The organism is Hydrogenophaga flava NBRC 102514, from assembly GCF_001571145.1.
GTDB lineage: Bacteria > Pseudomonadota > Gammaproteobacteria > Burkholderiales > Burkholderiaceae_C > Hydrogenophaga > Hydrogenophaga flava.
In genome coordinates this window covers 24,453-49,151 of sequence record NZ_BCTF01000028.1, presented here as the reverse complement: position 1 = coordinate 49,151, position 24,699 = coordinate 24,453, and the positions used below count along the sequence as shown (strand labels likewise).

At 68.5% G+C, this 24,699-nt stretch carries 29 protein-coding genes; 20 read left to right on the top strand and 9 right to left on the bottom strand.

Features of this window, described 5'->3' with window-relative positions; translation table 11 throughout:
* Positions 1-3 precede the first annotated feature (3 nt).
* The 3 genes from HFL01S_RS20845 (at position 4) to HFL01S_RS20840 (ending at position 1,490) form a co-directional block, all read left to right on the top strand.
* Entirely contained in the window at positions 4-969 is a 966-nt protein-coding gene (locus tag HFL01S_RS20845; protein ID WP_066262232.1) for a transglutaminase family protein, read from the top strand.
* 76 nt (positions 970-1,045) lie between these two features.
* Positions 1,046-1,192 carry a hypothetical protein gene (locus HFL01S_RS25450; protein ID WP_169802360.1) on the top strand — a complete coding sequence of 49 codons (147 nt, stop codon included), beginning with the start codon at positions 1,046-1,048 and terminating at the stop codon, positions 1,190-1,192.
* A gap of 16 nt (positions 1,193-1,208) precedes the next feature.
* On the top strand, positions 1,209-1,490 hold the full coding sequence (locus tag HFL01S_RS20840) for a DUF427 domain-containing protein (RefSeq protein ID WP_066262229.1): 282 nt from the start codon (positions 1,209-1,211) through the stop codon (positions 1,488-1,490).
* A gap of 18 nt (positions 1,491-1,508) precedes the next feature.
* On the opposite strand, the gene HFL01S_RS20835 is transcribed toward HFL01S_RS20840, so the two are convergent.
* The 3 genes from HFL01S_RS20835 to ylqF are packed head-to-tail and all read right to left on the bottom strand — an operon-like array spanning position 1,509 to position 3,566.
* Positions 1,509-2,105: an NAD(P)H-dependent oxidoreductase gene (locus tag HFL01S_RS20835; RefSeq protein WP_066262224.1), complete on the bottom strand. Its 597-nt coding sequence runs from the start codon at positions 2,103-2,105 to the stop codon at positions 1,509-1,511.
* A 59-nt stretch (positions 2,106-2,164) separates the two neighbouring features.
* Positions 2,165-2,566: a carboxymuconolactone decarboxylase family protein gene (locus HFL01S_RS20830; RefSeq protein WP_066262222.1), complete on the bottom strand. Its 402-nt coding sequence runs from the start codon at positions 2,564-2,566 to the stop codon at positions 2,165-2,167.
* A gap of 16 nt (positions 2,567-2,582) precedes the next feature.
* A complete protein-coding gene (ylqF, locus tag HFL01S_RS20825) occupies positions 2,583-3,566 on the bottom strand; it encodes a ribosome biogenesis GTPase YlqF (protein ID WP_066262220.1) in 984 nt (327 codons plus the stop codon).
* A 72-nt stretch (positions 3,567-3,638) separates the two neighbouring features.
* On the opposite strand from ylqF, the gene HFL01S_RS20820 reads away from it, so the two are divergent.
* The gene (locus tag HFL01S_RS20820) at positions 3,639-4,121 is read left to right on the top strand and encodes an SRPBCC family protein (protein WP_066150561.1); all 483 of its coding nucleotides are present in this window, start codon (positions 3,639-3,641) and stop codon (positions 4,119-4,121) included.
* On the opposite strand, the gene HFL01S_RS20815 is transcribed toward HFL01S_RS20820, so the two are convergent.
* Positions 4,122-4,310, bottom strand: a complete 189-nt coding sequence (locus tag HFL01S_RS20815; protein WP_066262217.1) for a YgaP-like transmembrane domain — start codon at positions 4,308-4,310, stop codon at positions 4,122-4,124.
* 222 nt (positions 4,311-4,532) lie between these two features.
* On the opposite strand from HFL01S_RS20815, the gene HFL01S_RS20810 reads away from it, so the two are divergent.
* Positions 4,533-4,829 carry a 2Fe-2S iron-sulfur cluster-binding protein gene (locus HFL01S_RS20810; RefSeq protein ID WP_084383538.1) on the top strand — a complete coding sequence of 99 codons (297 nt, stop codon included), beginning with the start codon at positions 4,533-4,535 and terminating at the stop codon, positions 4,827-4,829.
* 6 nt (positions 4,830-4,835) lie between these two features.
* On the opposite strand, the gene HFL01S_RS20805 is transcribed toward HFL01S_RS20810, so the two are convergent.
* The 3 genes from HFL01S_RS20805 to HFL01S_RS20795 form a co-directional block, all read right to left on the bottom strand.
* Complete coding sequence (locus tag HFL01S_RS20805; RefSeq protein ID WP_066262215.1) at positions 4,836-5,735, bottom strand: dienelactone hydrolase family protein; 900 nt, start codon at positions 5,733-5,735, stop codon at positions 4,836-4,838.
* A gap of 103 nt (positions 5,736-5,838) precedes the next feature.
* Positions 5,839-7,404: a glutamate--cysteine ligase gene (gene gshA, locus HFL01S_RS20800; protein ID WP_066262213.1), complete on the bottom strand. Its 1,566-nt coding sequence runs from the start codon at positions 7,402-7,404 to the stop codon at positions 5,839-5,841.
* Between the two features lie 31 nt (positions 7,405-7,435).
* A complete protein-coding gene (locus tag HFL01S_RS20795) occupies positions 7,436-8,428 on the bottom strand; it encodes a tRNA dihydrouridine synthase (protein ID WP_066262211.1) in 993 nt (330 codons plus the stop codon).
* Positions 8,429-8,567: 139 nt separating this feature from the next.
* Between HFL01S_RS20795 and HFL01S_RS20790 the strand changes: the two genes are divergently transcribed.
* The 10 genes from HFL01S_RS20790 to HFL01S_RS20745 all read left to right on the top strand — a co-directional run bounded on the left by HFL01S_RS20790 (position 8,568) and on the right by HFL01S_RS20745 (position 16,886).
* Positions 8,568-9,107, top strand: a complete 540-nt coding sequence (locus HFL01S_RS20790) for a FecR family protein (RefSeq protein WP_066262208.1) — start codon at positions 8,568-8,570, stop codon at positions 9,105-9,107.
* The gene (locus HFL01S_RS20785) at positions 9,104-9,718 is read left to right on the top strand and encodes an OmpA family protein (RefSeq protein WP_066262207.1); all 615 of its coding nucleotides are present in this window, start codon (positions 9,104-9,106) and stop codon (positions 9,716-9,718) included. Before HFL01S_RS20790 ends, HFL01S_RS20785 begins: the two co-directional genes overlap by 4 nt.
* 9 nt (positions 9,719-9,727) lie before the next feature.
* Positions 9,728-10,210 (top strand): HugZ family pyridoxamine 5'-phosphate oxidase, encoded by a 483-nt coding sequence (locus tag HFL01S_RS20780; RefSeq protein WP_066262206.1) that lies wholly within the window; start codon positions 9,728-9,730, stop codon positions 10,208-10,210.
* Complete coding sequence (locus HFL01S_RS20775) at positions 10,207-10,947, top strand: RluA family pseudouridine synthase (protein ID WP_084383536.1); 741 nt, start codon at positions 10,207-10,209, stop codon at positions 10,945-10,947. Before HFL01S_RS20780 ends, HFL01S_RS20775 begins: the two co-directional genes overlap by 4 nt.
* A 29-nt stretch (positions 10,948-10,976) precedes the next feature.
* The gene (locus tag HFL01S_RS20770; protein WP_066262201.1) at positions 10,977-11,744 is read left to right on the top strand and encodes an SDR family NAD(P)-dependent oxidoreductase; all 768 of its coding nucleotides are present in this window, start codon (positions 10,977-10,979) and stop codon (positions 11,742-11,744) included.
* 29 nt (positions 11,745-11,773) lie between these two features.
* Positions 11,774-12,370, top strand: a complete 597-nt coding sequence (locus HFL01S_RS20765; RefSeq protein ID WP_084383535.1) for a histidine phosphatase family protein — start codon at positions 11,774-11,776, stop codon at positions 12,368-12,370.
* A gap of 97 nt (positions 12,371-12,467) precedes the next feature.
* Entirely contained in the window at positions 12,468-13,652 is a 1,185-nt protein-coding gene (gene bktB / locus HFL01S_RS20760) for a beta-ketothiolase BktB (protein ID WP_066262199.1), read from the top strand.
* A gap of 5 nt (positions 13,653-13,657) precedes the next feature.
* Complete coding sequence (locus HFL01S_RS20755) at positions 13,658-15,016, top strand: AAA family ATPase (RefSeq protein WP_066262196.1); 1,359 nt, start codon at positions 13,658-13,660, stop codon at positions 15,014-15,016.
* Between the two features lie 6 nt (positions 15,017-15,022).
* On the top strand, positions 15,023-16,480 hold the full coding sequence (locus HFL01S_RS20750) for a vWA domain-containing protein (RefSeq protein WP_066262193.1): 1,458 nt from the start codon (positions 15,023-15,025) through the stop codon (positions 16,478-16,480).
* A gap of 94 nt (positions 16,481-16,574) precedes the next feature.
* Complete coding sequence (locus HFL01S_RS20745) at positions 16,575-16,886, top strand: YkvA family protein (RefSeq protein ID WP_066262190.1); 312 nt, start codon at positions 16,575-16,577, stop codon at positions 16,884-16,886.
* Here HFL01S_RS20745 and HFL01S_RS20740 read toward each other — a convergent pair.
* Positions 16,856-17,596 (bottom strand): 2OG-Fe dioxygenase family protein, encoded by a 741-nt coding sequence (locus HFL01S_RS20740; protein WP_066262187.1) that lies wholly within the window; start codon positions 17,594-17,596, stop codon positions 16,856-16,858. The two genes, HFL01S_RS20745 and HFL01S_RS20740, sit on opposite strands and share 31 nt — an antisense overlap.
* Before the next feature lie 144 nt (positions 17,597-17,740).
* Here HFL01S_RS20740 and HFL01S_RS20735 point away from each other — a divergent pair, with 144 nt between their 5' ends.
* Positions 17,741-18,184, top strand: a complete 444-nt coding sequence (locus HFL01S_RS20735) for a bacteriohemerythrin (RefSeq protein ID WP_066262185.1) — start codon at positions 17,741-17,743, stop codon at positions 18,182-18,184.
* A gap of 86 nt (positions 18,185-18,270) precedes the next feature.
* Positions 18,271-19,131, top strand: a complete 861-nt coding sequence (locus HFL01S_RS20730) for a DUF2189 domain-containing protein (RefSeq protein WP_084383534.1) — start codon at positions 18,271-18,273, stop codon at positions 19,129-19,131.
* Positions 19,132-19,207: 76 nt separating this feature from the next.
* Here HFL01S_RS20730 and HFL01S_RS20725 read toward each other — a convergent pair whose 3' ends face one another.
* Entirely contained in the window at positions 19,208-20,926 is a 1,719-nt protein-coding gene (locus tag HFL01S_RS20725; RefSeq protein WP_066262183.1) for a long-chain fatty acid--CoA ligase, read from the bottom strand.
* Between the two features lie 317 nt (positions 20,927-21,243).
* Between HFL01S_RS20725 and HFL01S_RS20720 the strand changes: the two genes are divergently transcribed.
* From HFL01S_RS20720 to HFL01S_RS20710, 3 genes are all read left to right on the top strand, one after another.
* Positions 21,244-22,266, top strand: a complete 1,023-nt coding sequence (locus HFL01S_RS20720) for an amino acid ABC transporter substrate-binding protein (protein WP_245644881.1) — start codon at positions 21,244-21,246, stop codon at positions 22,264-22,266.
* A 106-nt stretch (positions 22,267-22,372) separates the two neighbouring features.
* Positions 22,373-23,572 carry an amino acid ABC transporter permease gene (locus tag HFL01S_RS20715; RefSeq protein WP_245644880.1) on the top strand — a complete coding sequence of 400 codons (1,200 nt, stop codon included), beginning with the start codon at positions 22,373-22,375 and terminating at the stop codon, positions 23,570-23,572.
* A gap of 1 nt (position 23,573) precedes the next feature.
* A complete protein-coding gene (locus HFL01S_RS20710; protein ID WP_157538982.1) occupies positions 23,574-24,677 on the top strand; it encodes an amino acid ABC transporter permease in 1,104 nt (367 codons plus the stop codon).
* Positions 24,678-24,699 lie beyond the last annotated feature (22 nt).

Genomic DNA, 24,699 nt, shown 5'->3' with positions numbered 1-24,699 from the left:
GCCATGGACCTGCGCATCCTGCACACCACCGCCTACCGCTACCAGGGCAGCGTGGACATGGCCCAGCACATGGTCCACCTCTCGCCGGTGGACACGCCCACCCAGACCGTGCGGTCACACACGCTCACCATCACGCCTGAGCCGGCCGCGCGCAGCCAGACCACCGACGCCTTCGGCAACCTGCGCACCTTCTTCTCGCTGCAGGCGCCGCACGAGACCCTCACCGTCACCGCCGACAGCCGGCTGGACACCCGCGCGCCCGCGCCGCTGCCCGGCGACCCGGCCTGGCAGGCGCAGACCTGGGAGGCGGTGCGCGACCATTTCCGCTACCGCGCCCGGGCGCCCTACGACCCCGCCAGCGAGTTCCTCTTTGCCTCGTCCCATGTGCCGCGCGACGACGCCTTCACCGCCTTCGCGCGGCCGGCCTTCGAAAGTGGCCTGCCCATGCTGGACGCGGTGCGTGCGCTCATGGAGCGCATCCACACCGAACTGAGCTACGAAACCGCCAGCACCGAGGTCAACACGCCCGCCCTGGTCGCGTTGGCGCAGGGCAAGGGCGTGTGCCAGGACTTCGCCCACATCATGACCGGCTGCCTGCGCAGCCTGGGCCTGCCTGCGCGCTATGTCAGCGGCTACCTGCTCACCCAGCCTCCACCGGGCCAGCCGCGCCTGATCGGCGCCGACGCCTCGCACGCCTGGGTCTCGGTCTACGTGCCCCTGCCGCCGGGTACCGGCGCGCAGGCTGGCGACGAACCGGCGCTCGGTGCCTGGTTCGATTTCGACCCCACCAACAACCGCTGCGGCTGGGGTAGCCCCGGCGAGGACTACGTCACCCTGGCCACCGGCCGCGACTTCGCCGACGTCTCGCCCATGCGCGGCGTGATCCAGGGCGGCGCCAACCATCGGCTGTCGGTGGCGGTAACGGTGGCCCCACCTGACGAGCTGGCCGCTCTGGAAAGCGACACTTGAGTGCTGATCGGGCGACGCGGGGCCGCTAACATCGCGGCATCCGCCGCAACCCGCGGCCTTTTGAACGGAGCACACCATGGGCAAGGAACAGCGCAACGAAAAGATGAGCAAGAAACCGAAGAAGGACACCTCGGCGCCCAAGGGTCCGGTGTCGTCCGACCGCCCGGTGCCGCCCACCACCTCGGTGATCCCGCGCGGCAAGGACAAAGACAAATTCAAGTGACCCGGGGACGGACCGCATGAAAGCCACCTGGAACGGCGCCGTGATCGCCGAGAGCGACGACACGGTGCTCGTCGAAGGCAACCACTACTTCCCCGAGGGCGCGCTCAACCGCGCCTATGTCACCTTCAGCAACCACCGGACCACCTGCGCGTGGAAAGGCGAGGCCAAGTACCTCTCGCTGCTGGTCAATGGCGAACTCAACACCGACGCCGCCTGGTACTACCCAGACCCCAAGCCCGAGGCGGAGAACATCCGTGGGCGCGTGGCGTTCTGGAAGGGCGTGAAGGTCGAGGGCTGAACCCCGCGTGGCAGCCGCTCAGGCCGCCTGCGCGCCCAGCTTGCGCAGCCTGGCGCACCACTGCGCCACGCCCGGCTCGCCCAGCCGGTCCACCAGCCCGACCAGGGTTTCGTGCACCGGGGCGATGCCCACAAACCCGAGGATGTTGCGCTCCAGCGACTTGACGCTGTGGGCGCGGAAGTACCAGCGGTAGACCAGGGCCGGCATGCCCATGGTCACCACGATGCGGGCCGAGCGCCCGCCCAGCGCCTTCTTGCCAAACGGGTTCTTATCGTCGCGGTGGAACGCGAAACCGGGCCGCGCCACCTGCTCCAGGAAGCCCTTGAGCACGGCCGGCATGTCGCCCAGCCAGAGCGGAAAACACAGCACCAGGTGCTGGCACCAGGCAATGTCGTCCTGGGCGGTCTTCAGCCCTTCGGGCAGCGCACCATTCTCCCAGTCGGCCGCACTGCGCAGCATTGGAAAGTCCAGCGCCCCCACATCCACCCGCCGGATCTGATGGCCCGCCGCCTGCGCGCCCTCGGCATAGGCATCGATCAATTGGTGCAGCAGATGGCGCGCCCCGTTGTCGGGATGGCCGTTGACGATCAGGATGCGGAGTGGTTCGGTGCTCATGGCGTGGCTCCCAAAAAGCCCATGCTGCACCCGTGCCGCAGCGCCGTCCTTGACCCGGCTCAAGCCTTCTGGAACTCCGGGTCCACAGGCACCTGCAGGCCCGTGGCGAGCTGGTTGGTCTTGGCCGCCAGCGCGACGATTGACAGCAGCTCGGCGTGCTGCTCGCGCGTCATGCCCTTGGCCGTGGCGGCCGCCGTGTGCGAGTGCACGCAGTAGCTGCAACCGTTGATGATGGACGCGGTGATGTAGACCAGCTCCTTGGTCAGCGGGTCCAGCGTGGACGGCGTCGCCATCACCCGCTTGACCTCGGCCCAGGTCTGCTCCAGCAGCACCGGGTCGAAGGTCAGGTAGCGCCACATGTTGTTGATGAAATCCGTCTTTCGCGTGGCGCGGATGTCGTCGAACACGGCCTTGACGCGCGGATCGGCTTCGGGGTCGGCGGGCGGGGTGATGGTGGACATGGGCGTCTCGGATGGGTCAACGGGGCTTGCGCGCCGCAGCACGTTTGTCGGGTTTGGGCTTGCGCTCCGGGGTGATGTGCCCTTCCTCGCGCAGTTTCTTCTTTCGCGCCGCGCGCTCGGCGTCGGCCTGTTGGCCGGCCTTGAGCCACTGCGCGAACTGTTCGGGCGTTTCCAGCGTGATGCGGCCGATGTGCAGGGCGCGGAAGTCGGCGATCACCAGCTCGGCCGCCTTCTGCATGTTCACCCGGCCGCCGCCGGCCAGCGCACCGCGTTTACGGCCGATGGCCTCTACCAGTTCGTCGTCGTGGGTCTGCGCCCAGGCCTCGGGCGTCATGCCCAGCTGGTAGCGCGCCTCCATGAACTGCGGGTAGTCGGTCTTGAGCTTGGCGATCAGCTCGTAGGCCACCTCCTCTTCGTCGTAGGCGTTCTTGCCCACCGCGCCGCTGGCGGCCAGGTTGTAGCCGCTCTCGGGCACGAAGATGCGCGGCCAGAGCATGCCCGGCGTGTCGTACAGATAGAAGTCGTCGGCCAGCGCGATGCGCGCCTCGGTGCGCGTCACGCCGGCCTCGTCGCCGGTCTTGGCGGCGCGCTTGCCCTTGAGCGTGTTGATCAGCGTGGACTTGCCGACGTTGGGAATGCCGCAGATCAGCACCCGCATGGGCTTGACCATGCCGCCGCGCCTGGGCGCCAGCTCGAAGCAGGCGTCGATCAGCGCCCGCGCCGGCGCGGTGACGCTGGCGTCGAGCGCGATGGCGCAGGTGTCGGGCTGGGCGTTGTAGTGCGCCAGCCAGAGCGCGGTGCGCGCCGGGTCGGCCATGTCCTGCTTGTTGAGCACCTTCAGCGTGGGCCGGCCGCTGGTGAGCTGCTGCATCAGCGGGTTGGCGCTGCTGCCGGGCAGGCGCGCGTCGAGCATCTCGATAACGACGTCGATCTCCTTGACGCGCTCGGCGATCGCCTGCCGCGTGAGGTGCATGTGACCGGGGAACCACTGGATGCTCATGTAACGCCGTTCTGTGTGCGTGGCCGCTGCGTGCCACAATAATTTTTCTTACCAACCACAAGAGGAGACCCCATGGCCATCACCGTGAAGATCGATCTGGGCTACGAATTCAACGTCAAGGCCAAAGCCGCCGAGGTGTTCGAGCTGCTGTCTGACGTGCCGACATCGGTCAGCCATTTTCCCAAAGTCGACCAGCTGGTCGATCTGGGCGGCAACAGCTACCGCTGGGAGATGGAAAAGGTGGGCACGGCCCAGGTCAACATCCAGACGGTCTACGCCTGCAAATACGTGAGCAAGTGGGACGCGGCCAAGGGCGTGGGCACGGTGAAGTGGACCCCGGTCAAGGGCGTGGGCAACGCCCTAGTCTCGGGCAGCTGGGACATCAGCGACCAGAAGAAGCACACGGCGGTCGCACTCGCCATCCAGGGCGATATCGAGGTGCCGCTGCCCGGGCTGATGAAGATGGTGGTGGTGCCGGTGGTCGAGGGCGAATTTGAGAAGCTGGTCGAAAAGTACATCGCCAACCTGATCAAGCGCTTTGGCGGCGAGGCCTGATCAAGAAGCGCTGCGGACCTGCAGCTCCACCAGCGGGCAGGCGTTGATGATCGCGGTGGTGAGCACCAGGCCGGCCGAGGCGTAGGCCAGCACCTGCAGCAGGCCGGTGAGTGAGAACACCGCCACCAGAAGAATGGCGGCGCCGGAGAGAAATCGGTAGGTCCGGTCTGCGCCGGTGAGGCTGTACATGGTCAGAAAGCAGGTTCAGGGAAAACCCTGAACTCTAGCCAGACCCCATCGCCAGGGTGTTGATACTTCTCAACTTGTCCCAAGATTTCCGGGACAAGCTTGTGGATAAGCTTGGAGAAGTCCTGTACGGGCGATCTAAGTCATTGATGTAAAAGGGCAATCTTTAGTCTGCCTGTTGAACAGGCAGGACCATACAACCCGCCCAGCGGTTAGATTCGGGCCATGCCGACAGAAGATATCCCCCGCAGCTGGGTCCTGGACCTGCCCGATCAGGGCCTCGCGCTGCAGGCCCCCGAACAGCGCACCCTCCTCCAGACCCTGCAGGCCGCCGGCGTGCCCTGGCCGGCCTCCTGCCGCAACGGCACCTGCCGGACCTGCATTGGCCGGCTCAGCGAGGGACAGGTGCGCTACGGCGTGGACTGGCCCGGGCTGCTGCCCGAAGAAAAGACCACCGGTGCGGTGCTGCCCTGTGTGGCCTACCCGCTCAGCGATGTGAGGCTGGAAGGTCCGGGCGACTGAACGCGCTCAGGCCTTGAGGTGCTGGGCGAAGAACGCCAGGGTGCGCTCCCAGGCCAGCTTCGCGGCGGCGGCGTCGAAACGCGGCGTGGTGTCGTTGTTGAAGCCGTGCTGGGTGCCCGGGTACTGGTGCGCGGTGTAGCGCACACCGGCGGCCTTGAGTGCGGCCTCGTAGGCCGGCCAGGCGGCGTTGATGCGCTCGTCTACCGCGGCAAAGTGAATCAGCAGCGGCGCCTTGACCTTGGCGGCGTCCTCCACCGGCGGGTGGTTGCCGTAGAAGGGCACGGCGGCGGCCAGCTCGGGCAGTTGCGTGGCCAGGAAATGCGCCATGCCACCGCCGTAGCAGAAGCCCACCACGCCCAGCTTGCCATTGCTGTCGGCGCGCGCCTTGAGCAGGGCCGCTGCGGCCAGGAAGTCCTGCCGGGTCTTGGTCTGGTCGAGCTGGGCGAACAAGGCGCGGGCCTTGTCCTCGTCGCCGGGGTAGCCCCCCAGCGGCGTGAGCGCATCGGGGGCCAGCGCCAGGTAGCCGTCCACCGCCAGCCGGCGGGCGATGTCCTCGATGTGCGGGTTCAGGCCCCGGTTTTCATGCACCACCAGCACCGTCGGCAGCTTGCCCGAGGCATTGGCCGGTTTGGCCAGGTAGGCCTTGACCTTGCCCGAACCATTGGGCGAGTCGACTTCGATGCGCTCGGTGGTGATGCGCGGATCACCCTGGGGCACCACCTGGGCGATCGCGAAGTCCGGACTGAGCGCCGCGAGCAGGCCGGCGGCCGTGAGGCCCCCGACCGCGAACTTCGCCGCCTTGTCCAGAAACCCCCGGCGGTCGATGTCGCCGTGCACGTAGGCGTCGAAAAGGATGAGCAGTTCCTGGTCGAAATCGGCGGCGGTCAGGCGCGGGGTGGGTGCCATGGCGGTCTCCTGGATGAAAAGGAGGGCACAGGATAGGACCGGAGACCGCAGAAATTCACCGCCGCGGACATACACCCTGCACCAGCAGGGTTTCGCAGCGGCGTCAGGCGGCCTGTGCCACCACCGAGCGCGGCATCAGGCGCGCCGGGGACACGTACTCCTGGCGGTAGATCTCGAACGGCATGGAGTCGGCCGCTTCGATGGCCTGCTGATCCGCCAGGGAGCGCAGCGCCATGCTGGCGTAACGCGCCTGCTGTTCCTCGCTCCAGGGCAGGTCCAGCAGCTCCTGGCGGATGGCACGTGAGCGGGTGCGGACAAAGTCGATGAACGAGGAACCGTGCTGCTGCCGGGTGGCGGCCAGCACACGCGCAGAGGGCAGCGTGTCCGGGGACAGCAGCGCGGCACGCGCACCGGCGACGGCCTCGCGATGCGAGGCGCCACCGTGCAGCGCGTCCAGGTGGTCGGCAATCGGCGCGAGCTGATTGAGGATCTCCAGCCCCCAGCCCTGCAGCGCCACTTCGCTTCCGCCGCGCAGCAGGTGCAGGCCGGGTTCGCGGCCGCGCGCAGCGGTCAGGTGCTGGTTGTGGGCCAGCTCGCGGATCTCCTCCGGCGTGTCGGGCGGGCTGTCGGACAGCAGGCAGTGCAGCAGGAACACGTCGAGGAAGCGCAGCGTGGCCGCATCAATGCCGATGGCCTCGAAGGGGTTGAGGTCCATCAGGCGCACCTCGATGTACTCGACCCCGCGCTCGCGCAGGGCGTGCAGCGGGCGCTCGCCCTGGTGGATCACGCGCTTGGGCCGGATGGTGCCGTAGAACTCGTTCTCGATCTGCAGCAGCGTGGTGGCCAGCTGGTTGTAATCGCCACCGGGGTTGCGGATACCCACGGTTTCGTAGGCCGGCCAGGGCCGGGTGAGCGCATCGTGCAGCGAGGCCGCGTAGCCTTCCAGACCGTTGTAGCTCACGGCCAGCGAGGCCTGCGCATCGCTCTGGTACCCCAGGCGCCCCATGCGCAGGCTGGTGCCGTGCGGCATGTGCAGGGTGCCGCTGCTGCCCAGGGTCTGCAGCTCGTGCTGGCGCCCTTCGACGAAGGTCGAGCACAGGGCCGGCGACGCGCCGAAGAGCGTGAGCAGCAGGAAGGCGTGGCGGCGAAAGTTGCGGATGAGCGAGAAGTAGCCCTGGTTGTCCACCCCGGGCAGCGACCAGTTGTAGTGGATGCCGCTGATGGTCTGCATGCGGCGGCCGTAGCGGTGCCCCAGACCCATGCGGTAGACGCTCTTGGCGCGGCCCACGTTGGACCATCCGTAGCGCCCGAGCGGGATGGTCTCATCGGTCGGCAGGCCACACGGCATGCTGGACGCCCATAGCATCTCTTCACCCGCCGCGCCACCCTGTGCCTGCAGGCTGCGCAGGGTGAACTGGTGAACCTCGGTGAGTTCGGCCAGACAGCTTTCCACGCTGGCGTGCACGCCGGTGATCAGTTCCAGCTGCGATTCGGAATAGTCGGTGGTGATGTGCGGGTGCGTGAGTGCGCTGCCAAGCGCCGCGGGGTGCGGCGTCAGCGCGAGCTTGCCGTCGGGTTGCGACCTCAGGCTCTCCTTCTCCAGCCCACGCCGCATGCCGCGCAGTCGTTCGGCTCCCAGGCTCTCCAGCCGCTGTTCCAGGGTCTTCATGGTGGTTTCTAGTCTTGACCGGGGCCGGACCTTAGCACGCCACCGGAATTTCCGCTGCCGGCACGGGCATGGGTTCCTGTGGCAGCGTTTGCGCCTTCAGCCAGGCCTCCACATGGGCCGGGTCGTTGGACTCGCGCAGCTCGTCGAACGCGCGCTGACCTTCGGGATAGCGCTTGCGCAGGTAGTTCAGCCACTGCTTGAGACGGCCGGCGCGGTGCCGCCGCTCCACCCGGCCACACACCTGGGCCCAGAACACCGACAGCAGCGGCAGGATCTGCGACCACGCCACACCGCCCTGGCCCCTGATCGCCAGCGCCAGGCCGGGGTCGGTCACCATGCCGCGGCCGATCATGAGCCTGTCGCAGCCCGTCACCTCGCAGCAGCGCTGGGCCTCGGCCACGGTCCAGATCTCCCCATTGGCGATCACCGCCAGGTCGGCTGGCAGCACGGTCCGCACCTCGGCGATGCGCTCCCAGTAGGCCGGCGGCCGGTAGCCCTGGGCCTTGGTGCGCGCATGGATCACGAGTTCATCGGCGCCCGCAGCGGCAATTGCCAGCGCGCAGTCCTCGGCCACACGGTCGTCGCCGTAGCCCAGCCGCATCTTGGCCGACACCGGCAGGTGCGCCGGCACCGCGCGCCGCACCGCGCCCACGATGCGGCCGATCAGCTCGGGCTCGTCCAGCAGCACCGCCCCGCCCCGGCTGCGGTTGACCGTCTTGGCAGGGCAGCCGAAGTTGAGGTCGACGCCGAACGGGCTGAGCGCCGCCAGCCGCGCGGCGTTCTCGGCCAGGCAGACCGGGTCCGAACCCAGCAGCTGCGGCCGCACCGGCACGCCAGCCCAGGTCCGCCCACCGTTGAGCAGTTCGGGCACCACGCGCACGAAGGCCCGCTCGGGCAGCAGAGTGTCGGTGACCCGGATGAACTCGCTCACGCAGCGGTCGACGCCGCCGGTGCGCGTGAGCACATCGCGCAGCGTGGCGTCGAGCAGGCCTTCCATCGGCGCCAGCAGCAGGGTCGGGTTCATCACGGCAAAGGGGGTGGGGACCGACAGAAACGTGACGCATGTCACTGGAAGTCCGGTCGGGTCGCGGATTGTAGGTGCATGCCTTGTGCCACGCGAAACGCAGCGACTAGGATGCCGAGTTAAACCATTTGGAGTAAAGATGCCTACCCTGCCCGACCACCGCCTGTTCCGCACCTTGCCCGCCGGCGTGCTGGCGCTGGCTGCCGCTGTGGCGTCGGCGCAGACGCCGGACACGGCGCCCGACACCCGTGCCGGCACCTTCAAGCAGGTGCAGGGCGAGGTGCGGCTGGGTCGCGGCGACGGCCGCGCCGTTCAGCCCGGCGAGGCCATTCGCGCGGGCGAACGCATCCGCACCGGCCAGGATGGCGCGGCCAGCATGGTGCTCAAGGACGGCACGGTGATGGTGCTCGGCCCGGACAGCACCGCCGACCTGAGCCAGTACCAGTTCAACGCCACCACCCAGGAAGGCAACCTGCTGGTGGAGTTGCTCCAGGGTTCGGTGCGTGTGGTCACCGGTCTGCTGGCCCGGGTCAACCCCGACCGCTTCAAGGTCAAGACCCCCACCGCGGTGGTCGGCGTGCGCGGCACCGACTTCATCGTCGAGGCCAACCCCAGGGCCGAACCGCTCTATTACTACCTGCGTCACCACTGGAGCGACGATAGTAGACTGCGCCGATGACGCTTCCCCTGATCCGGCGCATCACCGCCCTGTCCGCAGCCACCCTGTCCGCGGCCGTCTTGTGCGCAGCCTGTGCGCCGGCCGGCCGGGTGATCCTCCTGCCACAGCCCGAACGGCCCAGCGCCGTGGTGGTGTCCACCGCCCAAGGCGGCTCAGCCGAGCTGGCTTCCCCCTATGCCGCAGCCGAGCTGGGCCACAAGGGCGAGCTCCAACCCGCCCAGTCCAGCGAGGCCGAGGTGCGAGAGCGCTACCCCGCACTGTTGCGCCTGGTACCACCGCCGCCTCAGCGCTTCACACTCAACTTCCTGCCTGGCACGTCGGACCTCACACCGGAGTCGGCGGCCGAGCTGGACCAGGTCTTCGCCACCGCCCGCGCGCGCAGCGGTGGCGAAATCGTGATCGTCGGCCACACCGACCGCCAGGGCGCGGCCGACGCCAACGACGCCCTCTCGCTGCAACGCGCCAACGCCATCCGCGACCTGCTGGTGGGCAAAGGCTTCCGGCCCGAACTGATCGAGCCCGTGGGGCGCGGCGAGCGCGAGCCGGTGGTGCCCACGGACGACGACGTGCCGGAGCCGCGCAACCGCCGGGCCGAGATCGTTGTCCGCTGAAAGATCCCTGTGGGTGAACACAGCCTGACCCGGGCCCTGCGCGAGCTGCTGCTGGCGCGCCGAACCGCCGCGCTGGGCACGCTCGACGAACACGGTGGTGTGTTCGTGTCCATGGTGCCCTTCGCCATTGACAGCGCCGCCGGCGAGCTGGTGCTGCACGTCAGCGGGCTGGCGGCCCACAGCGGCAACATGCAGCGCTCGCCCCGCGTCTCGCTGCTGGTGTGTGCGGCCGAGCCCGAGGGCGAACCGGTGCACGCCCTGCCGCGCGTGACGCTGGATGCGCAGGCCCGTTTCATCGAACCCGGCAGCCCAGAGGCAGAGGCGTCGCGCTCGGTCTACCTGCAGCGCTTTCCCGAGGCCGAGATGATGACCACGCTGGGCGACTTCCGCTTCGTCCGGCTGCAGCTGCTGGGCGCGCGCCAGGTGGCCGGCTTCGGTGCCGCGCGCAGCCTGCCGGCCGACGAAGTGCGCCGCGCGCTCGAAGCCGCATGAGCCCCCACGCTCCACCGCTGCGCGGGTCGCTGCCCCCCGAGGGGGCTGATCCGGCTTGGGGCGGCCCTGCGCCGGATCGTGTGAGCCCCCACGCCCTGCAGCTGATCCACGCCGATGAGCATCTGCTGGTGTTCGACAAGCCGGCTGGGCTGCTGGCCGTGCCGGGCCGCGGGCCGGAGAACCAGGACTGCCTGAGTGCCCGCGCCCAGGCGCGGTACCCCGACGCCCTGATCGTGCACCGGCTGGACATGGCGACCTCGGGCCTGATCGTGATGGCGCGCGGCATCGAGGCCCAGCGTCGCCTCAGCATGGCCTTCGAGAAGCGCCGGGTGCACAAGCGCTACATCGCCGCCGTGGCGGGCGAGCTGCACAACCCGCTGCCGGACAACGGCTGGAACACCATCGACCTGCCGCTGATCGTCGACTGGCTGGCACGGCCGCGCAGCAAGGTCGACCACGAGATCGGCAAACCCAGTCTGACGCGCTGGCGCCTCGCGCCCGAACTGGCACCGGTCCCGGGCTCGACCCGGCTCGAACTGGAACCGGTCACCGGCCGCTCGCACCAGCTGCGCGTGCACCTGATGGCCATCGGCTTCCCCATCGTGGGCGACCCGCTGTACGCCAGCGAGGCGCAGGAGGCCATGGCCCCGCGCCTGCTGCTGCACGCGCAGGCGATCGAGATTCCGCACCCGGCGACCGACCAGCCCATGCGCTTCGAGGCACCCTGCCCGTTCTGAGGTTGCCCCGGGCCTGTCACACTGGTGGCATGCAAGACCTTGTCATCCTCACCGGCGCCTCGCGCGGTCTGGGGCTGGCGATGGCGCGACAGCTGGTCGCGCCAGGCCGCCCCCTGCTCTGCCTCTCGCGCCACACCAACCCCGAACTCGATGCCCTGGCCCAGGCCCAGGGGGCCACGGTCCTGCAATGGCCTGTGGACCTGGCCGACCCGGCGCCCGTCGCGGCACGCCTGCAACAGTGGCTGTCGCAGCTGGACGCGCCCAGCCTGGCCAGCGCCACCCTGATCAACAACGCCGGTGTGATCCCGGAGATCGCCCCGCTGGAGCATTGCCCGCCAGACAGCATTGCCTGGGCCCTGAGGGTCGGTCTGGAAGCACCCATGCTGCTGACCGCCGCGTTCCTGCACGCCAGCGGCGCCTGGGTGGATGCCGGCTGGCGCGGCCCGCGCAAGGTGCTCAACATCTCGTCCGGACTGGGGCGCCGGGCGATGGCGGCCCAGGCGCCTTACTGCGCGGCCAAGGCCGGCATGGACCACTTTTCGCGCTGCGTGGCGCTGGACGAAGCGCACCGAGAGCATGGTGCCCGCATCGTCTCGCTGGCGCCGGGCGTGATCGACACCGACATGCAGACCCAGCTGCGCGCGGGCGACCCCGCCGGCTTCCCCGACCTCCAGCGCTTCGTGGAACTCCAGCGCCAGAAGCAGCTCACAAGCCCCGAGGACGCGGCGGCCCAGGTGCTGGCCTGGCTGCGGCGTCCGGATTTTGGCCGTGAGCCCGTGGCAGACGTGCGGGGCTGATCGGCCGTTCGCCAACCCGCCCCGACCCCATGCCACCGCCCACCACCGCCCTCCACCCGAACCGTCGCCAGGCACTGCTGCTGGCGGCCGGCGCGGCCTGCGGCCTGGCCCGGGCCCAGTCCGGGCCAGGTGGCTTCTGGCCCCTGCTGCGCCAGGGCGGCTGTGTGGTGCTGATGCGCCACGCCCAGACCGAGCCCGGCGTCGGCGATCCGCCGGGTTTCACGCTCGGCCGCTGTGAAACCCAGCGCAACCTCAGCGCGGCGGGTCGCGCGCAGGCGGGCCGCGTGGGCGAGGCCTTCCGGCGCGAGGACATCGCCATCGCCGCGGTGCGCAGCAGCGCCTGGTGCCGCTGCACCGACACCGCGCGGCTGGCCTTCGGTCGCTACACGGTGTGGCCCGCCATCAACTCCTTCTTCCAGGGTCAGGGCGACGGCGACGCACAAACCCGCGAGGTGCTGACCACCGTGTCCGGCCTGCGCGCGCCAGTCAACTGGGTGCTGGTGACGCACCAGGTCAACATCACCGCACTGACCGGTGAATACCTCGCCATGGGCGAGCTGTTCGTCACACGCCCCGACGCTGCGGCGCCCGGGCGGCTGAAGCTGCTGGCGCGGCAGGTGGTCTGAACCTGTCTTCTGCTTGACGCGGCACAAGCCCGGTGTAAGGGAGCTGGCCTTACCATGTGCCGTTGACCCCATACCCCATCCACAGAGGAGCATTTCCATGAGCCGTGAAGTCGTCGTCGTCAGCGCAGTCCGTACCGCCATCGGTACCTTTGGCGGCAGCCTCAAGGACAGCCCGCCCACTGAACTGGGCGCCCTGGTCGTGCGCGAAGTGCTGGCCCGCGCCAGCACCGAGGGCAAGGACGTCGGCCACGTTGTCTTCGGACATGTGGTGAACACCGAGCCGAAGGACATGTACCTCTCGCGCGTCGCTGCTATCAACGGCGGCTGCGCCGAAGGAACGCCCGCCTTCAACGTCAACCGCCTCTGCGGCTCCGGCCTGCAGGCCATCGTGAGCGCCTCGCAGTCCATCCTGCTGGGCGACACCGACATTGCCATCGGCGGTGGTGCCGAGTGCATGAGCCGCGCGCCGTTCGCGTCGCTCAACATGCGCTGGGGCGCCCGCATGGGCGACACCAAGATGGTGGACATGATGATCGGCGCCCTGCACGACCCCTTCCACAACATCCACATGGGCGTGACGGCCGAGAACGTGGCCGCCAAGTACGGCATCACCCGCGAAATGCAGGACGCGCTGGCCGTCGAGAGCCACAACCGCGCCGAGAAGGCCACCGCCGAAGGCCGCTTCAAGGACCAGATCGTGCCCGTCATGCTCAAGAGCAAGAAGGGCGAGGTCGCCTGGGCCACCGACGAGCACTTCCGCCCCGGCTGCAAGCTGGAGGACATGAGCAAGCTCAAGCCGGTGTTCATCAAGGAGAACGGCACCGTCACCGCCGGCAACGCCTCGGGCATCAACGACGCGGCCGCGGCCGTGGTGCTGATGGACGCCAAGGCCGCCCAGGCCCGTGGCGCCAAGCCGCTGGCCCGCCTGGTCGGCTACGCCCACACCGGCCTGGACCCCAAGATCATGGGCGTGGGCCCGATCTCGGCCACGCAGGCGGTGCTCAAGAAGACCGGCCTGTCGGTCAATGATCTGGACGTGATCGAGGCCAACGAGGCCTTCGCCGCCCAGGCCTGCGCGGTCACCAAGGAACTGGGCCTGGACCCGGCCAAGGTCAACCCCAACGGCTCGGGCATTTCGCTGGGCCACCCCATCGGCGCCACCGGCGCGCTGATCACCGTGAAGGCACTGTACGAACTGCAACGTGTGCAGGGCCGCTACGCCCTCGTCACGATGTGCATTGGCGGCGGCCAGGGCATCGCCGCGATCTTCGAGCGGATGTGACCGCCATGCGCTGGACCGCCGCGATTGACGAACTCGAGCGCGGCCTGCTCCAGCGCGACGTGGCCGCCCGCACGCTGCTGCTGGCGGCGCTGGCGGGTGAACACGTGCTGCTGCTCGGCCCACCGGGCACGGCCAAGAGCGAACTCGCGCGCCGGCTGCAGCGCCTGCTGCCCGGCGCGCACTATTTCGAGCGCCTGCTGACCCGCTTCTCGGTGCCCGAGGAGCTGTTCGGTCCGCTGTCGCTCAAGGCCCTGGAAGACGACCGCTACGAGCGGCTCACCGCGGGCTACCTGCCTTCCGCCGAGGTCGCCTTCCTCGACGAGATCTTCAAGGCCAACTCGGCCATCCTCAACACCTTGCTCGGCCTGCTGCACGAACGCTGTTTCGACAACGGCCAGCACCGCGTGGACGTGCCCCTGGTGTGTCTGGTGGGTGCGAGCAACGAGGTGCCGCAGGACGAGAGCCTGCACGCCTTCTACGACCGCTTCCTGCTGCGCGTGCCGGTGGCGCCGGTGGACGACGCACACTTCGCGGCGCTGCTGCAAACCGCCCTGCCCGAGGGCGAGGCACACCCGGATGCGCAGCTCTCGTCGGCTTCGCTGCAGGCGCTGCGTGCGCAGGCGGGCCGCGTGCGGTTGGGCGACGAGGTCATCGCCTTGCTGGCCTCGGCCCGCGAATGGGCGAAGGCCACACAACAGACCGTCTCCGACCGCCGCTGGCGCCAGACCGCCGCGCTGCTGCAGGTGCAGGCCGCCAGCCGCGACGCGAGCGAGGTCTCGGTCTGGGACGCCTGGCTGCTGCCCTTCACCCTGGCCGCCGACCCGGACCAGGTGCCGGGCTGGACCGACCGGTTTCTGCAGACCGTGGCCCATGCCACGCAGCTGACCATCGACGGACTGGAACGCGCCGCGACCGCCTTCGGGCAGCAGCTGGACGTCGAACGCCGCGCCCCTGCCGACGCGCAGGACGACAGCGCCGGCAAGCTGGCCCTGGCCCGCGCCATCGCCGGGCCGACGACGGAAAGCGAGCTGGTGCGCATCACCAGCGACCGCGCCCAACGCCGCTACGGCGCGCTGCACATCCGCGCCCGGATGGCGCAGGTGGCCGAGGTACAGCAGCGCGTGACCACCGTACAAGCAGACGTCCACGCGGTGGCCGAGGCCGTTCTGAAACAGGCGCGCGCCCACGGCTGGCTGCCGCCGTCGTGGCTAGCGCGCATCGAGGCCGTGCACGCGCAGTGCTGCGCGCAGGTGGACGCGCTGGCGGCGCGCCTGGCCGAGCTGCACGAGGGCTTTGCGGCCTTGCCCCGCATGGCCGAGGACACCTCCGAGTTCGTGCCCACGCCGGTCAGCTGGCAGGACTGAGCCCCCATGACGGCGCCGCCCGCCGACCGCCCCTATCACCACCTCGACGGCATCGCCCGTGAACTGTGGCGCTGGTCGGTGGTCTGCAGCGCCGGCACGGCCGAGGCACGGCTGGCCCAGGCCGCGCCCTGGCACGACGCGCTGCTGGCCGGCCGCCTGCCCGAGGCTGCGCTGGACCTGGGCGACCCCGAAGCCGTCGCACCACTGCGCCGCCTGCTCACCGAACTCGACCTGCTCACACTCACGCGGGGCAATGCCTCGCTCACCCGCCAGATGCTGCAGAGCCTGCTCTGGCACCTGGACAGCCTGATCGAACGCCCCGCCAGCGAGCCCCGCGCCCAGGCCATCGCGCGCATGGCCGACGAGTTCCGCGAGAACTGGACCCTGCAGCGCCAGGGCTGGGAAGAAGCGATGTCGCTGCTGAAGTCGCTGGGCGACGCCTCGCACCTGAACTGGGACGACCTCAAAGGCCAGCTGAGCCGGCGCGAATGGACCGAAGCGCGCCGCATCGGCGGCCTGCTCGAACGCGTGCCGGCGCTGGCCCAGTTCATCGACGGCGTGGGCCGGCGCGAGCTCGCTGCACACCAGCCCATGGCCCACACCACCACTCCGCAAGCGCAGGCCGCCGACCAGGCGGCGCCACGGCCCACCGACGACGACGAACGCCGCCCCGAACCCACCGCCGTGGACGGTGTGCACCGCTCGCGCGCCATCGCGCGCATGGCTGGAAGCGAAAGCCTGAACCTCACCCACCCGGTGTTGCGCCGCCTGTGGCGCGCGCGCTTCGCCGAAGCCCAGCTGCTGACCTATGACGACCGCGCACGAGAACCACGGCCCAACCCGCGCCCCCAGACCGAGGGCGCGGCCGCGCGGCAACAGGAAGCCCACCTGGGCCACGGCCCGCTGATCGTCTGCCTGGACACCTCGGGCTCGATGCAAGGCGCGCCCGAGAACGTGGCCAAGGCCTGCGTGCTGCAGGCCCTGCGCAGCGCCCACGCGGGCGACCGCGCCGGCCGGTTGCTGGCCTTCGGTGGGCCGGGCGAGCTGCTGGAAAGGCCGCTGACGCGCGACGCCGCCGGCCTGGACGCGCTGCTGGACCTGATGGGCCAGGCCTTCGACGGCGGCACCGACGTGCAGACCCCCATCGAGCGCGCCATCGAACAGGTTCAGCAACAGGGCTGGCAGGACGCCGACGTGCTGATCGTGAGCGACGGCGAGTTCGGCCTCACCTCCGCCACGCTGGCCGCGCTGCGCCAGGCCAAGGAGCGGCTGGGATTGCGCGTGCACGGCATCCTGATCGGCGACCGCGAGACCATCGGTCTGGTGGAAATCTGCGACACCCTGCACTGGGTGCGGGACTGGCGGCGCTACGGACAGGCCAGCGGCGCGGCAGCGGAAGGCTTCTCACCGGTCCACAGTCGCAGCCTGACGGCGATGTACTTTCCCAACGCAATACGACGGTGATCGCACGGGGAACCTTGCTCTTGCAACGCGGTCCATCGCCCCACACTTGTTTGAGTCCGGTCCTCCGGACCGCAAGCGACCTGGAGGTGAACGTATGTGGAAACGTCTGTCGGTGCTCTGGCTGGCCGTGCGCGGTGACGCGAAGCGGCTCTGGTACGCGCTGGGCCATCCGGACGCGCCGGTCTGGCTCAAGGCCGGCACGGCGGCCATCGTGCTCTACCTGCTCTCGCCCATCGACCTGATCCCCGAGATGATCCCCATCCTCGGCGTGGTCGATGACTTGGTCATCGTGCCATTGGCACTGCGCTGGCTGCTGTCCCGGCTGCCCGCAGACATCCGGGACCATGCCGAAGCGCGCGCCAGCGGCGCGAAACCTCAGTCCCCCTGGAATCCGTTGCGGCGGTAGGTCAGCACCAGCGTGTCCCGCCAGCCCAGCTCGCCCGCCACCAGCGGCTGGATGGGGGTTGTCTCGTGGATCACGCGCGCGTCGTCCAGCAGCAGCAGCGACCACGGATCGGTCAGCGTGAAGCGCTGACCGGCCGGTCCCTCCGCTTCGAAGACCCGGCTCTCGCCGCCCTTGATGCGGTGGCGTTCCAGCATGAACACGGCCACCAGGTCGACGCCGTCGCGGTGCGCCCCTTCGGGCGTTGGCCGGCCGATGCCGTCGGTGGTGTCGATGCGGAACGGGTGCGCCTCCACATACCAGGGACGAGCGCCGTGCAGCGCGGACACCGCCTCGCCGACGCGGACCAGAAGGCGCCGCCACAGCGGATCGGTGCGCATCTCCGGCGCCATCGGCTCAAACCAGCGCTGCATGCCGCCGTGCAGGGCGTTGTATTCCAGCGGCTGCCAGTGCGCCCGGTGCGGTGATTCGGTGACCTGCGCACCGTCCACCACAAAGCAGCTGTGGCGCCGGCGGCGGTAGCGCCCACCGTCCTTCAGATAGCCATCCGCGGGCAGATCGCTCCAGGCGCCGTGCAGTCGCCCCAGATCCACCATGGATGCACCCAGCCAGGCCGCCACATCGTTGGCGCCGAGCAGGCTGAAACCCTGTCGGGCCAGATGGGCGTCGGACTGGGCAAGGGGGGAAAAGGGAGGATCGAAGGCGCGCGTCATGCGGGCAGTGTAGCGGTCTGCGCTGGGGCAAACCCGGGCGAAAAACAGCCGGGTCCGGGCCAGGGTGCACGAAAGTTCTGCGCTGGATCAAGGATCCGCCGCGCGCGCGCTGTCAAGCTGTTTTCAACAGACGGAGGTACCGCAATGAACACTGTTGAATGGTCCGAATCACTGCTGCTGGACTTCCCGCCCATGGACGAGATGCACCACACATTCGTGGACTTGCTGGCGCTGGCGCAGGCCGCGCCCGACGCGACACTGCCACAGGCCTGGTCGGCGGTCATCGACCACACCGTCCGGCACTTTGGCAGCGAGGACGAGTGGATGAAGCGCACACGCTTTGCCGCCGCAGACAGCCACATCATGCAGCACCGGGTGGTGCTCAACGTCATGCGCGAGGGGCTGGCACTGGCGCGCGCCGGCAATATGGCGGCGGTGCGGGAGATGGCGGGTGAGCTGGCGGTCTGGTTCGCCAAACACACCCAGACCCTGGACGCCGCACTGGCCCTGCACATGCGCTCGGTGCAAAGCGACCTGCCCGCCCGCCGGACGCACCGACCCAGCGCACATCCGGCCTCGGCGCCCTGACCCGGCCGGCACCGGGGTCTCCGGGAAAACCATGTAAACCCTGTATGCCCGCATGGTTATATTGATTTTTATCAACAGGAGACCCCATGGCCGAGGCCTTGCACGCGCACGCCGTTCCCGCTTCCGCAACAGAAGCCGAAACCACGGAAAGCACCGACGAACGACCGGACGCCGGGGCCGAAGCCCGCGGCCCCTCGGTGTTCTCGCTGCCACTGGCGACGCTGTCCGCCGGTGATCCGCTGCGCTGGCTGAAGCTGGGCTGGGAAGACTTCCGTCGATGCCCGCGCATCGGCCTGTTCTACGGCCTGTGCTTTTTCCTGATGGGCCACGCGCTGCTGGCGGTGTTCCAGAACGCGCCGGCCTACGTGCTCGCGCTCAGTGCCGGCTTCCTGCTGATGGGCCCGTTCCTCTGCCTGGGTCTGTACGACGCCAGCAAGGCCTTGCAGACGCAGGACCACCGCCCGTCGCTGCGTGCCTCGCTGCAGGCCTGGCGGCCCACCAAGGGCACCATGGGGATCTTCGCCGGGGTGCTGCTGATCCTGGAGATGCTCTGGGGCCGCGCCTCGCTGGTGGTGTTTGCGGTGAGCTTCAACACCATGCCCGAGAAGGCCAACATCCTGGCGATGCTGATCGACCCCGAGAACATTGGCTTTCTGGTCACCTACATGGTCGTCGGCGCGGTGTTCGCCGGTCTGATCTTCACCACCAGCGTGATCTCGATCCCGATGATCATGGACCGCCAGGTCGATGCGATATCCGCGGGCCTGACCAGCATCCGCGCCTGCCTTCAGAACCCGGGCGTGATGCTGCTGTGGGGGGCGCTGATCACCGGCATCATCCTGCTGGCCATGCTGCCGGCGTTCCTGGGTCTGTTCGTCGCCGGGCCGGTGATCGGGCATGCCACCTGGCACGCCTATAAACATATCGTCCCCCCCGCGACGCCGTAGGCGTCTCCCCCCAGGGGGCGATGCCTGCGGCCCGGCAAAGCCGGTTCCGCGGCATCCTGGACAGGCTCCCCCGCTCTCAGGAGGAAGTTTCTTTCTCCTGCAGCAGTCGCCACATCACCTTGCCGGATCCGCTCTTGGGCAGCGCGTCGACGAACTGCACCACACGCGGCGCCTTGTACACCGCCATGTTCTCGCGGCACCAGTCGATGATGTCCTGCTCGGTGGTCTGGCCCTTGGCGGCCTCGCGCAACACCACCACGGCCTTCACGCTTTCGCCGCGGTAGTCGTCCTTCGTGCTGATGACGCAGGCCTCGGCAATGGCCGGGTGCTTGAACATCAGCGCCTCCACCTCGGCCGGCCAGACCTTGAAGCCGCTGGCGTTGATCATTCGCTTGAGGCGGTCGGTGATGAAGAAGTAGCCGTCTTCATCCACACGACCCAGGTCACCCGAGCGGAAGTACTTCTTGCCGTTGAAGTCGATGAAGGCGGCCTCGGTCGCGTCAGGCCGCTTCCAGTAGCCACTGAACACCTGCGGGCCACGGATGATGATCTCGCCGGCCTCGCCGGGCGGCATCTCCTGCAGCGTGTCCGGGTCGACCACGCGGGCGTCCACACTCAGGAAGGGAATGCCCAGGCACTGCTGCTTGGGGTTGTCGGCCGGGTTGTTGTGCGAGGGTGCCGCGGTCTCGGTCAGGCCATAGCCCTCGGCGTAGCGCAGGCCGAACTGTTCGAACAGGCGCTGCGCCACCGCCTGCGGCATGGCTGCGCCCCCACCACCGATGAAGACCAGGCTGGAGAGGTCGTACTGGTCAAAGCGCGGGCTGGCCAGCAGGTCGATCACCATGGTGGGGATGTTGGTCCAGTGCGTGACCTTCCAGTGCGAGATCAGGCGGCCGGCCAGTTCGCGGTCCCAGCGCGGCATCAACACCAGGGTGGTGCCGGTGTAGACCCCGGAGTGCATGCCCACCACCATGCCGGTGATGTGGAACATCGGCACCACCAGCAGCGCGACGTTCTCGTGTGTGCCGCCGGCCCACAGCTGCCCGGCCACGGCGTTGTGCATGATCGACGCGTGGGTGTGCATGCAGCCCTTGGGCAGGCCCGTGGTGCCACTGGTGTAGGGCAGCACGCTCAGATCCTCGGGCCTGCGGTCGTGCACCGGCGGCGCGGCGCTGCAAGCCAGCGCATCCGCCCAGTCGGCCACCGTGCCGCCCGGCAGCGTCGGCAGCGGGTGCCGGGTGGCCAGCCAATCGGCCCAGGCCGGGGGGATGTCGGCGTCCGGCCCGATGGCGTCGTGGTAGTGGGCCACCACCAGATGCGACAGCCGTTGCGCCTCGGGCAGCTCGGCGCTGGCCTTGAGCAGGTCGCCCGCCAGATCGGCGGCCGCGATGGCCACCTTCACATCCGGGTCGGTGATGTAGTGCTTGAGCTCCTCGGCCCGGTTCATCGGGTTGACCGGCACAACCACCGCGTTGGCGCGCAGGATGGCGTAGTGCGCCACCACCCACTGCGGACAGTTCTGCATGAACAGGATGACCCGGTCGCCCGCCTTCACACCCTGCGCATGCAGGTGGGCCGCCAGGCGCTCGGCCTGTTCGAGCAGTTCTCGGTACGCGGTGCTGCGGTCGAAAAACACCAGGGCCGGCTTGTCCGGGTAGCGCCTGGCGCTGACCTCCAGGTTGAACCAGAGCGAAGTGGCCGGCGGCGTGATGGCGTGGGGCAGCCGACGGGGCCAGAAGCGGTGGTGGGGGCGCAGGCCGGCGGGTGCGGTGCTGCCGGTGGCAGGGTTCGTCATGGCGTGTCTCCTGATGTGTTTTTTTCGCTCGCAGCATACGGGCCGACGCTGCAAAAAGGAAAGCACGCATGTCGCTGCCGTGACGGCACGCAGGCTGCCGTTTGGCATGGAACCTGCTGAGGTGATGGCGACGGACACGGGGTTGGATCGGCGGGCCATGCGGTCATACATTCTTCGCATAGTTTTCCCACGTAAACCCCGATGTCCCGGCCCGCTGGGCGGTAATACATTCGCTCAGCGGGTGCGGGGTGCCCCGATCTGGTGCGCCTCGCCCCTGGCTGTTCACAACTTCCCTACAAACGGAGTGACCGATGAAAATGAATTCCCTCAAACTGACTGCCCTGGGACTGGGCGCTGCGGCGGCCCTGATGAGCCTGCCCGCCCACGCCGGCAAAACGGTGGACGCCATCAAGGCGCGCGGTCAGCTGATCTGCGGCGTGAACGTCGGTCTGGCAGGCTTCTCCGCCGCCGACAGTAACGGCAACTGGACCGGTCTGGATGTGGACTACTGCAAGGCCGTGGCGGCCGCGATGCTGGGTGATGCCACCAAGGTCAAGTGGGTGCCGCTGACGGCGCAACAGCGCTTCACCGCCCTGCAATCCGGTGAGATCGACGTGCTGGCACGCAACACGACCAACACCCTCTCGCGCGACGCCTCGCTGGGCCTGCACTTCGTCGGCGTGAACTACTACGACGGCCAGGGCTTCCTGGTCAACAAGGGCAAGATCACCAGCGCCAAGCAGCTCAAGGGCGCCACCGTGTGCGTGCAGTCGGGCACCACCACCGAGAAGAACCTGACCGACTTCTCGCGCGCCAACAACCTGGGCATCAAGGCCGTGGTGTTCGAGAAGCTCGAAGCCTCCACAGGCGCCTACTTCTCCGGCCGCTGCCAGGCCTACACCACCGACGCCTCCGGCCTGGCCTCGATCCGCGCCAAGGAAGCAAAGGACCCGGCCGCCCACGTGATCCTGCCCGACCTGATCTCCAAGGAGCCGCTGGGCCCGATGATCCGCCGCGGTGACGACGAGTTCTTCGCCATCACCAAGTGGGTGCTCAACGGCCTGATCGAAGCCGAGGAGTACGGCATCACCCAGGCCAACGTGGACCAGATGAAGACCAGCACCGACCCGCAGGTCGGCCGCATGCTGGGCAACACGGAAGACCTGGGCAAGCACCTGGGCCTGGACAAGGAGTGGCTGGCCCGCTCGATCAAGGCGGTGGGCAACTACGGCGAGAGCTTCGAGCGCAACGTCGGCCCGAAGACGCCGATCAACCTGCCGCGCGGCAAGAACAACCTCTGGAGCAACGGCGGCTTCATGTACGCCGCTCCGCTGCGCTGACCCGTCAACACACGGCACTTGGCCGTTGCAGGCACAAGGGCTCTATGAACTCGTTTCGTAGGGCACTTGTGCCTTTTTTTAGCCTCTCCCGCCCGGAGCTTCCACCATGTCCCAAACGACCATGATCGAGGCGCGCCCCATTCCCTCCAGAAAGCGGCGCTCGATATCCTGGAACAGCCGCGAAGGCCGCAGCGTCATCTACCAGGTGGTCGCCATCGCCTCGGTGGCCACCCTGATCTGGCTGCTGGTCCGCAACACGCTGCGCAACATGCGCGAGCGCGGCATCCAGAGCGGCTACGACTTCATGGGCCAGCCTTTCGGTTTCGACGTCAGCGAAACCCTGATCCCGTACGACGTCATGAGCACGTACTGGACGGCCTTCTCCATCGGCCTGCTCAACACCCTGAAGGTAGCCGTGATCGGCATCGTGCTGGCCACGATCCTCGGCACCCTGATCGGTGTCGGCCGCTTCTCCGCCAACTTCCTGGCCCGCAAGATCTGCTACGGCTATGTGGAGTTCTTCCGCAACGTGCCGATCTACCTGCAGCTGCTGATCTGGTACATCGTCTTCACCGAAATCCTGCCCCCATTCGAAGAGGCTTGGCAGGCCGGCCACTTCTACCTCAGCAAGGGCGGCTTCTCCTTCCCCTGGCCGGTCTGGAAGCTCGGCCAGACGCTGGCGCTCATCGGGCTGCTCGCGGGTGTGGTGGGGTCCTGGATGTACGCCCGCAAGGCGAGCAGGCACTTCGACCTCACCGGCCAGCAAAAGCCCGTGCTGCTGGTGTCGCTGGCGCTGATCGTCGGCCTGGCGCTGCTGGGCTGGCTGGCCGGCGGCGCGCCGACCGGCTGGAACCTGCCGGTCAAGGGTGCGTTCCAGATCGAGGAAGGCGCGGCCTTCAGTCCCGAGTTCCTGGCGCTGCTGCTGGGCCTGGTGACATACACGGCCTCGTTCATCGCCGAGATCGTGCGCTCGGGCATCTCGTCGGTGTCGCTGGGCCAGCACGAGGCCGCGGCCTCGCTGGGCCTGAACAAACGCCAGTCCATGCGCCTGGTGGTCCTGCCGCAGGCGCTGCGCGTGATCATCCCGCCGCTGACCAGCCAGTACCTGAACCTGACCAAGAACTCCTCGCTGGCGGTGGCCATCGGCTACCCGGATCTGGTCTCGATCGCCAACACCACGCTCAACCAGACCGGCCGGGCCATCGAGGCGCTCTCGATCGTGATGCTGGTCTACCTGACGCTCTCCCTCCTCACCTCGGCGCTGATGAACTGGTTCAACGCCAGTGCCGCCATCCAGGAGCGCTGACATGCAGAGAACCTACCAACCGATCGAAGCCCGCCCGATGCCGGGCCAGCAGACCGGCGCCATCGCCTGGCTCAAGGTCAATCTGTTCTCCACCCCGGGCAACAGCCTGATGACCGTGGCACTGGTGGCGCTGGCGTTCTGGGCGCTGTCCCATGCGCTGGACTGGAGCGTGTTCAACGCCGTGTTCGGTGCCAACCTCGAAGCCTGCAACAACCTGCGTGGCGTCGGCGCCTGCTGGGGCGTGGTGGCCGAGAAGGGCCGACTCATCGTGATGGGCCGCTACCCCGACACCGAACACTGGCGCCCGGTGATCGCCACCGCGCTGATGCTGGGCGTGGTGGTCCTCAGCTGCATGCCCCGCTTCTGGAACAAGGCGCTGCCGCTGGTCTGGGTGGTCATGCTGGCCGTCTACTTCACGCTCATGAAGGGCGGCGTGCTGGGCCTGACCGAGGTGCCCACCGACCAGTGGGGCGGCCTGCCGCTGACCGTGATGCTGACCGTGGTGTCGATGACGATGGCCTTCCCGCTCTCGATCTTCGTGGCGCTGGGGCGGCGCTCCAACATGCCAGCCATCAAGACCCTGTGCACGCTGTACGTGGAGCTGATCCGTGGCGTGCCGCTGATCACGGTGCTGTTCATGGCCTCGTTCATGCTGCCGCTGTTCATGCCGCACGGCGTGAGCATCGACGTGCTGATCCGGGTCGTGGTGGGCATCACGCTGTTCTCCGCGGCCTACATGGCCGAGGTGGTGCGCGGCGGCCTGCAGGCCCTGCCCAAGGGGCAGACCGAAGCGGCGGCCACGCTGGGTCTGACCTACTGGCAGACCCAGCTCAAGATCGTGCTGCCGCAGGCGCTCACCACCGTCGTGCCCTCGCTGATGAACACCTTCATCGGCATGTTCAAGGACACCTCGCTGGTGACCATCGTCTCGCTGTACGAGCTCACCGGTGCACTGGCGCTGGCGCTCAACGCCGACGCCGACTGGCGCCCGTTCAAGCTCGAAGCCTATTTCTTCATCACGCTGATCTATTTCGTGTTCTGTTTTGCCATGTCGCGCTACTCGCTCTGGGTCGAGAAGCGCACCGCCGTCAGCAAGGTCCGCTGACCCCGGAACACCCCCAAAAAGA